This window comes from Dyadobacter sp. LHD-138, from assembly GCF_030929615.1.
Taxonomy (GTDB): domain Bacteria; phylum Bacteroidota; class Bacteroidia; order Cytophagales; family Spirosomataceae; genus Dyadobacter.
In genome coordinates this window covers 44308-56937 of the sequence record NZ_JAVFVU010000031.1, presented here as the reverse complement: position 1 = coordinate 56937, position 12630 = coordinate 44308, and the positions used below count along the sequence as shown (strand labels likewise).

Sequence of the window (12630 nt, the reverse complement as noted above, 5' to 3'; positions counted from 1 at the left end):
TATTTTTTAAAATGCTGGCGTTTTTTATTGATTATCATGATTACAGAACATGCCGTTGCACAGACGGCAGTAAAATGGAGTGCTTTACCTGACCTTCCCGATCAGCAGGGCTTTGCCGGCATGTATGCCGGTGTGAGCAACGATGCGCTGATTGCCATGGGCGGAGCCAACTTTCCCGATAAATATCCTTGGGAAGGAGGCAAAAAGAAATGGTATGATGACATTTATGTGCTGAAAAATGGCAGTACCTGGGTGAAAGCAAAGGAAAAGATGCCGTTCCCGGGAGGATATGGTGTTTCGGTGTCTTACAAAAATAAAGTGATCCTGGTGGGAGGGAGCCATGAAAACGGACATTTCCGCCATGTAAAGGGCTATGAATGGGATGGTAAAAAAGTCCTGTACTCGGATTATCCTGATCTGCCGATCACACTTGCCAACATGGGCGGAGGACTCCTGGGTGATGTGATCGTTGTATTTGGAGGAAATGAGTCTCCTGCCGGCTCCGCGTTAAAAAAGTGCTATGGGCTCGATCTCACAGATTTGTCGGCAGGCTGGCTCGAATTGGAGGCATGGCCGGGACCTGAACGGATCTTTCCGGTTTGTAGCTTTTATAAAGGACAAGGTTATATGTTTGGTGGGGAGACCGTGGGTTTCAATTCAAAAAAAGAGAAGTTTAGATCCATTTTGCTGGATAGCTACCGGATGACGCTTGAAAAAAGTGCGAGAGGATGGACGGCACACTGGGAAGAACTGGCGTCAATGCCCAGAGGTATGTCGGCCGGTGGCAGTTTACTTCCGGTGTTGCAAGACAAGTTTTTGTTCTGGGGTGGGGTAGATGCCGTAACTGCACAATACAGGAATCCGGCAACCCATCCGGGAATCACAAAGAGCTTGCTATATTATTTCCCGGAAACCGATAGCTGGGAGTACATTGGTGAACAAAACAAGATACTTTCACGGGTGACCCTGCCTGTGGTATTTTTCCAGGATCAATGGTTTTATGTGAGTGGAGAGGTTAAAGCAGGAATACGAACGCCAACAGTTGTGGGGGTTCGTTGAGGACCTGTTATAGAATTCATCCAGCCGTAAAAGAAGAAAGCCTAATCAATTTGAATTGATTAGGCTTCTTCGTTGTAGCGGGAGCTGGACTCGAACCAGCGACCTTTGGGTTATGAGCCCAACGAGCTACCAACTGCTCCATCCCGCGGTGTCGTTGAATTGGAGTGCAAACATACGACTAATGTTTCAATAAAAACAACTATTTTTGTAAAAAGATTAAAAAAATATTTTCATCGACCTTCTGACACCTGCCAATTATATATGAATTTTTCTTTGTCACCCGCCGCGTTAAGGGGGCGTATTCACGTTGTACTGCTGTTTAGGATACTTTGGGTCATGATTTTGTTCATGGTTTGCCGCATTTTATTTTATGCTTTCAACGCTGTTTTTTTTCCTGCAATTTCTTTTGCACATGCTTTGCGTTTGACGGGTGGTGGGATAAAATTTGACATCGTCGCCGTTTTTTACACCAATATTCTTTTCATTTTTTTAATGTGCCTTCCTTTCACGTTTAAATACCGGAAGGGCTACCAGAAATTTCTTGACTATCTTTTTATCGTGACCAACAGCATTGCCTTAATGGCAAACTGCATGGATTTTATCTATTATCGTTTTACGATCAAACGGACAACCTGGTCAGTCCTGAAGGAATTTTCCAATCAGGATAACATGGGAGCGCTTTTCGGTGGGTTCATTGTGCGGTATTGGTATGTTGCCGTGATATGGGTTCTGCTGGTGATTTCGCTGGTTAAGATCACGAAGATGATCAGGGTTGGAAGTCGTCCGGAATTACCCTGGTGGGGATTTTTTCTCGTGCATGCAGCCTGGATGGGCGCAATCGTTTACCTGTTTATTGGTGGCGTCCGCGGAGGATTTGCGCATAGCATCCGGCCTATTACGCTGAGTAATGCCGGTGAATATGTGCAGAAACCCAAAGAAATGTTCATTGTGCTCAATACGCCGTTTTGCATTTATAAAACGCTTCGCAGAAGCGATTATGAACGTGCGAAATATTTTGCCGGATATGCCGATGCGGATAAAGTTTTCAATCCCGTACATACGCCTGAGGCAGGTCAGCCGACTTTCAAACCCATGAATGTCGTGATTCTGATCTGGGAAAGTTTTGGAAAAGAGATGGTGGGCGGCTACAACCGGCATCTTGAAAACGGGACTTACAAGGGTTATACCCCATTTGTCGACTCGCTGATGCAGCACAGCAAGGTGAACTGGTATTCCTTTGCCAATGGGGCGAAGTCGATTGAAGCGATTCCGTCGGTTTTAACGAGCATTCCGGGTATCAAGGAGCCGTTCGTGACGATGCGCTATACGGATAACAAACTGCCAAGTTTCCCGGAAATATTAAGATCAAAAGGCTATTCAACATCCTTCTTCCACGGAGCTCCGAACGGGTCGATGGGTTTCCAGGCTTTTGTGAATCTGATCGGCGTTGAAAAATATTATGGCAAAACGGAGTATAACAACGACGCAGACTACGACGGTATCTGGGGAATCTGGGATGAAGAATTTTTGCAGTTCTGGGCAAATGAAATGGAGACCTTCAAGGAACCTTTCATGAGCACGATGTTTACGGTTTCGTCGCATGACCCGTATAAAGTGCCGGAGCGCTATGAAGGTAAATTCCCCAAGGGACCGCTGCCGGTTTATCAGACCATGGGTTATTCGGATTTCGCACTGAAAAAGTTTTTTGCTAAAGCGAAGACGATGCCCTGGTATAAAAATACGCTGTTTATCATCACCGCAGATCACGCTGCAACATTTGCACATTACCCTGAATACCAAACTTCGGCTGGGAATTTCTCTATACCGATTATTTTTTATGCCCCGGGCGACAGCACACTGGCGGGCCGCGATACGTCCACACTGGTGCAGCAAATCGATATTATGCCCTCGGTTTTAAGTTACCTCAACTACGATAAACCCTATTTTGCGTTTGGTAAAAACATCTTCAAAAAACCGCCGATTAACTTCGCGGTAAACTACGATGGTGTATATCAATGGTTCAATGGTCCATATATATTGCAATTTGATGGACAGAAAACCGTAGGTTTGTATAATTATCAGGAAGATAAGCTCTTGAAAAATAATTTAAAGGATAAATTACCCGCCATACAAGGCCCAATGGAATTACAGGTGAAGGCTTTTGCACAGCAATATATTAACCGAATGCTGGACGATAAGCTGACTGTAACACCTTAATAATTTCGTTGTTGTAAGAATTAAGAATACTTCTGAATCAACGAAATACAATAAAAATCTTATGAACGAAAATATAGAAAATCCAATTGCTCTCCGCGACTTTCGTGCCGGATTTGTGAGCATTATAGGTAAACCTAATGTAGGTAAATCCACTTTGATGAATGTGCTGGTGGGGGAGAAGATGTCGATCATCACGTCCAAGGCACAAACAACACGTCACCGTATTATGGGGATCCTGAATGGAAAACATGAAGGAATACCTTTCCAGCTTGTTTATTCCGATACGCCGGGGGTTGTAAAACCAGCGTATAAATTGCACGATTCCATGATGACCTTTGTAAAAGGATCGCTGGAAGATGCTGACGTTGTATTGTTTGTTACCGAAGTTGGCGAAAAAGCAGCAGATCATGAAGTGATACCTTTGCTTCAGAGAACAACGGCACCGATTATTTTGGTGTTGAATAAAATTGACTTATCAAACGAGGAAGAATTAAAGCGTAAAACAGAAGAGTGGGAAAAAGAAATTCAGCCTGCTGCAATTATTCCGATTTCTGCGCTGTTGAATGCTAACGTGCAAACTTTGTTTGATTCGGTTATTACCCGGTTACCATTTCATCCACCATACTTCGATGAAGATGAACTAACCGATAAACCTGAACGTTTCTTTGCTTCGGAAATCGTTCGCGAAAAAATATTTCTGAACTACCGCCAGGAAATTCCATACAGCAGCGAGGTGGTTATTTCAGAATTTAAGGAACGCGACGATATGATTGTGATCCGGGCCGAGATTCTTGTTGAGCGTAAAAGCCAAAAAGGGATTATCATTGGGGAAAAAGGCGTGATGCTGAAAAAAATAGGCAGCGAGGCACGCAAGGACATGGAAGAATTTTTTGGCAAAAAAGTTTTCCTTGAACAACACGTAAAAGTAGAACCGGATTGGAGAAGCAAGGAGAATAAGCTTCGTCAGTTTGGATATGAAGAGTAAGGACTTTGCACCATCCGTCATTCAGATCCTGACAATCGGGGTTCTATTATTCAGATAAAAAATAAAATGGGTTTCTGGTCAAAACTTGAGGCCAGGGATTAGAAAAATAAAAATGGCAAATGTTATATCAATAGTAGGGCGCCCGAACGTGGGTAAATCTACACTTTTTAACCGTCTGATCGAGAGCCGTAAGGCCATCATGGATAACCAGAGCGGTGTTACACGCGATCGTCACTATGGTTATGGTGAATGGACGGACCAGTATTTTACCGTAATTGATACGGGAGGATATGTTGTGGGATCGGAAGATATTTTTGAAGGAGCAATCCGGGATCAGGTTGAACTTGCAATCGAGGAATCAACCGTGGTTTTGTTTATGGTGGATACCATGACCGGACTTACCGATCTTGATAAAGATTTTGCAAACGTATTACGCCGTTTCAACAAACCGGTTTATCTGGTTGCCAATAAGGCTGAAACAACGGATCGTTACCAGTCGGCAGCTGAGTTTTATGAACTTGGAATGGGGGATCAGATTTATCCTATTTCTGCGCAAACAGGTTTTGGAACCGGTGATTTGCTGGATGAGGTAATCAAACATTTTGAAACGCCTGGTATTGAAGATCCGGAAGCAGGTATTCCGCGTATCGCCATCATGGGCCGTCCGAATGTTGGAAAATCGTCTTTCCTGAACGTTTTAACAGGAACTGACCGCAGTATTGTAACGGACATTGCCGGAACGACACGTGACGCGATTCACACGCATTACAACGCTTTCGGGATGGAGTTCATTCTAACGGATACGGCTGGTTTGCGCCGCAAATCCCGTGTGAATGAAGATATCGAATATTATTCTACACTCCGGTCGATCAAGGCCATGGAAGAATCCGATGTTTGTATCATTCTTTTGGATGCAACATTAGGTTTGGAAGGACAGGATATCACCATCATCGGTCAGGCTGACAGAGCGAAAAAAGGTATCGTGATCATGGTGAACAAGTGGGATCTTATCGAAAAAGATTCCAAAACAGCTGACACATTTAAAAAGCAGCTATTGGAAAAACTTGCACCGATGAACTACATGCCGATCATCTTTGCTTCCGTTGTTGAAAAACAGCGTATTCACCAGGTGATGGAAATGGCGATGCAGGTTTATAAAAATAAAACGAAGAAAATCAGCACGTCAAAACTGAATGATGTGATGCAGGCTGAGATTGAAAAATATCCGCCACCGGCACACCGCGGTAAGTATATCAATATCAAGTATATGATTCAGCTGCCGACACCTTCACCGACTTTTGTGTTCTTCAGTAGTAACCCAAAACATGTGAAAGATCCGTATCTGCGCTACCTGGAAAACAGAATGCGTGAAAACTTTGATTTCGCAGGTGTACCGATCACGATTTTCTTCAGAGAGAAATAATTATTTTCAAGCCGCAGCTATGCCACTGCATGCTGCGGCTTGAAAAATAGTAAGAATTTTGTCAACCCACTCTTCATTTAAATTGTTTACGTTAATCTTTAAACATTAATGGTTTTAGGGGACAAAAAAATTAAACTAAGCTATTACAAAGAATTGGATGGGGTTAGGGCAATTGCTATTTTAATGGTAATGTTTTTCCATTTTTTTTCTGATCTGAACACAACAAGTAAGACGCTGCTTTTATTAAAAAGAATAGCGTTGATGGGCGAAACGGGGGTGACCCTTTTTTTTGTTTTGTCAGGATTTTTAATAACCCGGATTTTATTATCGACCCGAGAAAGTAAAAATTATTTCTACAACTTTTTTGTCAGAAGATCGCTCCGGATCTTTCCCCTTTATTATCTGTTTTTGATTATCTATTACCTGACGCCATTATTTTTTGGAGGCGCTATTCCTGAATTTGGTCTTCAGATTTATTACTGGATATATCTTCAGGATTTTTCAACCACATTTGGCTGGAAGTCAGACGGTCCCGGGCAATTCTGGTCCTTAGCCGTTGAAGAACACTTCTACCTCGTGTGGCCGTTTTTGATTTATTACCTCCACGAAAGAGCGGTTATCCTCTGGATTTCGGCGATTATTATCATTGCTTTTGTACTGCGAATCTACCTGAGCAACTATTATCCGCTTGTTCACCATTTTACATTCACCAGAATGGACGATCTTGCGATCGGAGCTATACTGGCGGTTCTGGAATACAATGGGTTTCTGAAAGGCAGCAAGGCCATTTATTTTCTTTTGATACTGATACCCATCAACATGGTGTGGGTGCTGAACCGGTTTCTTGACCCGTCCATTGCCAATTCAATCGTTTTTTTACAAACCTCTCTGTCCTATTGCAGTCTGATCGGTTTTGTAATTTGTTTATCGGAAAACAACTGGCTGAAAAAACTGCTATCCCAAACGCCGTTTATTTATACCGGGAAAGTAAGTTATGGACTGTACGTTTTTCATCCTTTTTGTTTTAAACTATTCGAGATCTTTTTTATTACGAGATACTGGATGGTGAATCTGCTCGGAAGTTTGGTTTTCACCTATTCCGTAGCCTCGCTGAGTTATTATTTTTTTGAATCCTACTTTTTAAAATTGAAAGCGTATTTCCATAACAATGACGTTAGAATGGCTCAGGTTTCGGAATAGTTGAAATCCTCCCGGGAACCACATAAAAATGACATAAATATCGGTTCAGGGGTGACGTGCCCTGGGCCGATATTTTGTGTTTTCTAGGAAACGACGTTTTATCTTGATCCTCTTTTTTGTGCAGTTGGTATATTAATTCCTGCGGTTCGGCATTTTTTTATTTACCCATGCAACCTTTCTTACTAATTTTCCATCTCTCAACCGTCTGACAGACCGTTCATTGAGAAAAGTAGGCATGTTTGAAAAAAAAATAAAAAAAAATGTTAAAAACAAGGTACTATGTATTGCAATGTACCTTATAAAACATATATATTTGTACTGTCAATGAGTTACAAAGATTTAAAACACTTTTTTTGTAAACGACTGAAATAACAGAGCCATGAAAACTTTAAAATTATTTATCGTACTTGTTCTTTTTAGCCTTCAGGCAGGCGCAACCGGATATTCCCACAATATGTTTGTTGCACACAAAAAGCTTCAGGCTGGGAAAGAATTCCGTTCGGTAAAGGAGCATGTAAATAAACACACGCCTGCCAAAACAGTGATCAACAAATCCGTTGTGGTCCAATTGACAGGGGAGTCGGCCATTTCTTATACGAAGGATCTGGCTACGAAAATGAGCAGTATGGTGACGCTTAATGACAGAATACTGGAAGAGGCGCCGGCATTGCTTTTCGAGCGTGAAGAAAACTGTGAAAGAAATAACTCTATCGCGACTAAACTGGCCGGTTTGATTAAAGAAGTGATTTATGCCTTCATCGGATCTCCATCCCTGGCTAAATCGTAAAAGTTGTTTTCAGGTCGTTATATAAAATTGTGTATTAAGGCCAGCAGGTATGATTTTCGGGTCATACCTGCTTTTTTGTGATTTATATCAACCAACGGTGTTGGTCAGCGTTCCGATCGGTTCAATGGTGATGTGCACCACATCGCCAACGTGAAGTGTAAAATCAGATGGAGGGATGATACCGGTACCGGTCATCAGGTAGCAGCCAACGGGGAAAGACAATTCACGGAATAGAAAACGAAGTAATTCATCAGCCTTACGTTTCATCTGTGACAGCGTGATTTCTCCGTTAAAAACTTCTTCACTTCCCCGGACGATCGAAAGGTCGATAATTGTATCCGACGATAAAGGTTCTTCCGGAATATACAGACAAGGCCCCAACGCAGCACTGCCGGTGTAAGATTTTGCCTGCGGAAGATACAGAGGATTTTCCCCTTCGATACTTCTTGAGCTCATGTCATTGCCAATCGTATAGCCAACCAGTGTCCCGGATGATGAAGCGAACAAGGTTAACTCCGGTTCAGGAACGTCCCAGGTCGAGTCTTTTCTGATTCGTACCGTCCCATGGTTGCCAACAACGCGCCATGCAGTAGATTTGAAGAAAAGCTCAGGTCGCTCAGCATCGTAAACGCGGTCGTAGAAACTGCCGCCACCTGCCTTTTCTGATTCTTCCATTCTCGCCTCCCTGCTACGCGTGTAGGTTACGCCAGAGGCCCATACTTCCTGGGTCCCGATAGGTGCCAGCACTTCCGGCATCGGGAGTTCGTCCGTGAAGGTTAAAGAAATCAACGTTTCGGACTGAAGCGTCAGCCAGCCATGCAGATCATCACGATTTACAACAATATCCCAGTTCGTTTCTGGTAAGCGATAAAAGAGATCTTCCTTTTCAAGAATTATACCGTGTTCGGTTTTATATAATTTCATGGTTTCGATGTTTGTTATTCTACCAATAAGCCTTAAAAGTGATGCCTTTACTTTAAGATAAGTACTATTTTTAAAGTCTTCGGGCTATCACTTCGCCAAAATTTAAAATGAATCCTGAAAATTATTTTTACTCATTTATGCGCCAGAGACGTCGGTCAATCGGAATTTTTTCCTGGCCGGCCAACCGGATCTGTTGATACAAATGATGTTTGGGGTGTAAAAGCATATTATGCGAAAATGGCACGATAACCGATGGCAGCGCAATGGCAAGAACATCGGGTTTTTTTAGCCAGCTGTTCAGCCAGTATTGCGTTCTTTCATAATTTTTATCCTGCCAAAACGGAGGCATCTCTTCTCTGGCATAAAACCGGATATTGTCCGGAATTTCTATTGTTGAAAGCCAATAGACAGGTAAATCTTCATAGCGGACGCCGGGTGCATGGGCTAATGTTTCCACGAGGCCCAGTTCAGGCGTTGTAGTGGTGTAGAGAATTCCCACCCCCTTTGGGTTCCAGCGCGCACCAAACAATCGGCTGCCTTCGGCTGACAAAGATTGATCAAGAAATTTTTCCCGGATAATGCGGTAGACTATCGGCATAAGTTGTCAGGCGGGTAAACCGTAATCTAACCTGCCCAACACATCGTCCACCAATGAAAACCCGGTTATCGTATCCATCATTTGTAACGGACTTTGATCGTTCAGCTCGCTGAGAGGTGTTCTCAGCCAGTTGCGCACCACAGTGTCTCTGCCTTCAAAAATATCCAAAGCATGGATCAGGACATTTTTCAGCAGGAGTAATCTTTCAGAAGCATCTGTTCCCAGGCGTTTGTCGTTAGGTATGCGGTGAAGGTTTCTGGGTGTCATGCCCAAAAGATAAGCCATTTCGTTATCGGTGAGTTTTACCATGTTAGACACAGTATCAACCAAAGATCGGTCAACACCTTCACGTGAAGCTCTAATCACTGCGAAATCAGAGGCCGGCGCTGCTCCATAAGGCGCTGCTCTATCGTTAAACATCTTAGTTTCTGACATATTCCTATCAATAAAAAAATGGAATTGTGTCATAAATCTATGTGACTTATTTCGCAATTCCAATTTTTATTCCAACTTCAACTAAATTTTTTCCAGGTGCTGATTTCAGACCTTATCTTTCAGGAAATCAGCGGTATAGTTTCCTTCGAGTTTAGTCATTTCTTCGGGAGTTCCGGCAAAAGTGAGATAACCCCCGCCTTCACCACCTTCCGGCCCCAGGTCTAAAACCCAGTCGGCACACTTGATGACTTCCATATTGTGCTCAATGATGATCACACTGTCACCCTGGTCGACCAGCGCGTTAATAGCCTTCAATAATTTTTTGATATCATGAAAATGAAGACCAGTAGTAGGTTCATCGAAAATGAACAAGGTTTTACCTTTATGCGAAGAGCCTTTACCAAGGAACGAGGCTAACTTTACACGCTGCGCCTCTCCGCCGGAAAGTGTATTGGACGATTGACCCAGACCAACATAACCCAGGCCAACTTCCTGCAAAGGCATTAATTTATCGGCCAGTTTTGGTTCTGATTTTTTGAAAAAAGCAATCGCTTCATCGACCGTCAGATCCAGAATATCCGAAACATTTTTTCCTTCATATTGTACTTCCTGAATTTCCTGCTTGAAACGTTTTCCGTTACAACCTTCACAGGTCAGGTAGATATCCGCCATGAACTGCATTTCCACCTTCACCTGTCCCTCGCCCTGACAAATTTCGCAGCGCCCCCCATCGACATTGAATGAAAAATGAGAAGGTTTATAACCACGCGCTTTCGATAATGGCAGATCAGACATCATCTGACGGATATGGTCGTAAGCTTTGATATAGGTTACAGGATTGGAGCGGGATGATTTTCCAATGGGATTCTGGTCAATCATTTCAATCGCGTCAATGCGGTCAAGACTTCCGCTTAGCTCATTGAATTTCCCAACTTCCTCACTGAATTCGCCTTTGAGACGCATCAGAGCCGGGTATAAAATTTTCCGGATCAAAGTCGATTTTCCTGAACCACTCACCCCGGTTACAACGGTGAGGTTATTCAGCGGAATTTTTACGTCCAGATCTTTCAGGTTATTCTCACGTGCACCCTTAATTTCAAGGAAATGCAAGGTTTTTCGCCGAACCGAAGGAACCGGGATAGCATCTTCGCCCAGGAGGAAATCAAGCGTATGCGATTGCATGCCGCGCACTTTCCCGTTGGCTTTCAGTTCCCTAATTTCTTCCCAATTTCCTTGAAAAACAAGATTTCCACCGCCTGTACCAGCCTCTGGGCCAATATCGATGATCTGATCCGCGGCGTGCATAACTTCTTCTTCATGTTCCACCACGATGACGGTATTGCCCAAATCACGGAGCGATTCGAGTACGCCCACCAGTCTTTGCGTATCTCTTGGATGCAAACCAATACTAGGTTCATCCAGAATATACATGGAGCCCACCAGCGCGCTGCCAAGCGAAGTGGCCAGCTTGATCCGTTGGAATTCCCCGCCGGAAAGTGAATTTGTCAGACGATTTAAAGTCAGATAGCCCAGACCGACACGGTTCATATAATCCAGCCGGGTTTCAATTTCAGTTAAAATACGTCTGGCAATGCCTCTGTCGTGTTCACTGATATCCATCGAATTGAAGAAAGTAATCACATCCTTAATCGGCATCAGCACAAGATCGGTAATGGAAGCGCCGCCTACCTTTACATAAGAAGCATCTTTTCTCAGTCTGGAGCCGCGGCAATCCGGACAGGTCGTGCGTCCGCGGAAACGCGAAAGCATAACACGGTACTGAATTTTATGCGTTTGTGATTCAAGCTCGGCGACAAAATCATTGATCCCCTGAAAGTACTCATTACCAGTCCAGAGTAATTCTTTTTGCTGAGGCGTTAAATCCTTGTAAGGTCTGTGAATCGGGAAATCAAATTTGATCCCGTTGCGAACAAGTGGCACGAGCCATTCGCTCATTTTTTCCGTACGCCAGGGCGCAATGGCGCCGTCGTAAACAGAAAGATTTTTATCCGGAATAACCAGTTCGGGGTCTATGCCTAAAACCTTACCAAAACCTTCACAACGTTGACAAGCCCCGAAAGGATTGTTGAAGCTGAAAAGATTGACGGTTGGTTCTTCAAAAACGATTCCGTCGAGTTCAAACTTGTCAGAAAATACCCTTTGCTCTCCACCGACAACCTGCACGTAACACGCACCTTCACCTTCAAAAAAGGCCGTTTGAACAGAATCAGAAAGGCGATATTGGGTATCCTCATCATCCTTGCGGACAGAAGCGCGGTCAATCAGTATAAAAATATCTTTTCCTTCAAGGGGAAATGCCTCTGGTTTTTCAAGTACTTCCTCGATATAAGCCGTCTCATCGTTTATCATGATCCGGTTATAACCCTTTGAGAGCAGTATGGTCAGTTCGTCAGCCATGGATCTGCCATCGCGCACGAGCAGCGGTGTCACGATCAGAACCCGGGTGCCTTCTTCCTGATCCAGCATATAATTTACCACATCCGTAACGGAATCTTTTCGTACCAAATCTCCCGAAACCGGGGAATACGTGTGGCCGATCCGCGCGAAAAGAAGTTTGAGATAATCATAAATCTCGGTTGAAGTACCGACCGTGGAACGGGGATTTCTCGTATTTACTTTTTGCTCGATAGCGATAGCCGGAGAAATTCCCTTGATGTATTCCACCTCAGGTTTTTCCATACGACCTAAAAACTGGCGCGCATAACTGCTCAGACTTTCGACATACATCCGCTGGCCTTCCGCGAACAGCGTGTCAAAAGCAAGAGAAGATTTTCCGGAACCTGAAAGTCCGGTAATAACAACCAGCTTATTTCTTGGAATGGCCACGTCAACGCTTTTCAGGTTATTGACACGTGCACCTTTAATCAGAATATATTTTCTCGGATCTAATTCGTCAAATTGAGAAGCATCAATCCGGGTCACAGGTAATTGCATCATATGGTAGAAAATCAGGTCGATTAGCGCGGGTTTTTGAATACCCC

At 43.6% G+C, this 12630-nt stretch carries 10 protein-coding genes and 1 tRNA gene; 6 read left to right on the top strand and 5 right to left on the bottom strand.

The window, feature by feature from the left end; all coding sequences use genetic code 11:
- Positions 1–36 precede the first annotated feature (36 nt).
- Entirely contained in the window at positions 37–1059 is a 1023-nt protein-coding gene (locus RB622_RS21565; RefSeq protein WP_308048745.1) for a hypothetical protein, read from the top strand.
- A 75-nt stretch (positions 1060–1134) separates the two neighbouring features.
- Here the strand turns inward: RB622_RS21565 and RB622_RS21560 are convergent.
- Positions 1135–1207, bottom strand: a tRNA-Met gene (locus RB622_RS21560).
- Between the two features lie 113 nt (positions 1208–1320).
- Here RB622_RS21560 and RB622_RS21555 point away from each other — a divergent pair.
- The 5 genes from RB622_RS21555 (at position 1321) to RB622_RS21535 (ending at position 7671) form a co-directional block, all read left to right on the top strand.
- Positions 1321–3276, top strand: a complete 1956-nt coding sequence (locus tag RB622_RS21555; RefSeq protein ID WP_308048744.1) for a sulfatase-like hydrolase/transferase — start codon at positions 1321–1323, stop codon at positions 3274–3276.
- Positions 3277–3337: 61 nt separating this feature from the next.
- Positions 3338–4261 (top strand): GTPase Era, encoded by a 924-nt coding sequence (era, locus tag RB622_RS21550; RefSeq protein ID WP_308048743.1) that lies wholly within the window; start codon positions 3338–3340, stop codon positions 4259–4261.
- 112 nt (positions 4262–4373) lie between these two features.
- Positions 4374–5684: a ribosome biogenesis GTPase Der gene (gene der / locus RB622_RS21545; protein ID WP_308048741.1), complete on the top strand. Its 1311-nt coding sequence runs from the start codon at positions 4374–4376 to the stop codon at positions 5682–5684.
- Between the two features lie 108 nt (positions 5685–5792).
- Positions 5793–6884 (top strand): acyltransferase, encoded by a 1092-nt coding sequence (locus tag RB622_RS21540; protein ID WP_308048740.1) that lies wholly within the window; start codon positions 5793–5795, stop codon positions 6882–6884.
- A gap of 379 nt (positions 6885–7263) precedes the next feature.
- On the top strand, positions 7264–7671 hold the full coding sequence (locus RB622_RS21535) for a hypothetical protein (RefSeq protein ID WP_308048739.1): 408 nt from the start codon (positions 7264–7266) through the stop codon (positions 7669–7671).
- Between the two features lie 87 nt (positions 7672–7758).
- On the opposite strand, the gene RB622_RS21530 is transcribed toward RB622_RS21535, so the two are convergent.
- The 4 genes from RB622_RS21530 to uvrA form a co-directional block, all read right to left on the bottom strand.
- On the bottom strand, positions 7759–8595 hold the full coding sequence (locus RB622_RS21530; protein WP_308048738.1) for a fumarylacetoacetate hydrolase family protein: 837 nt from the start codon (positions 8593–8595) through the stop codon (positions 7759–7761).
- A 127-nt stretch (positions 8596–8722) separates the two neighbouring features.
- Positions 8723–9193 (bottom strand): RES family NAD+ phosphorylase, encoded by a 471-nt coding sequence (locus RB622_RS21525; RefSeq protein ID WP_308048736.1) that lies wholly within the window; start codon positions 9191–9193, stop codon positions 8723–8725.
- Between the two features lie 6 nt (positions 9194–9199).
- The gene (locus RB622_RS21520; protein ID WP_308048735.1) at positions 9200–9628 is read right to left on the bottom strand and encodes an antitoxin Xre/MbcA/ParS toxin-binding domain-containing protein; all 429 of its coding nucleotides are present in this window, start codon (positions 9626–9628) and stop codon (positions 9200–9202) included.
- A gap of 105 nt (positions 9629–9733) precedes the next feature.
- Positions 9734–12586, bottom strand: coding sequence for an excinuclease ABC subunit UvrA (gene uvrA, locus RB622_RS21515; protein ID WP_308048734.1), 2853 nt, complete (start codon positions 12584–12586; stop codon positions 9734–9736).
- Positions 12587–12630 lie beyond the last annotated feature (44 nt).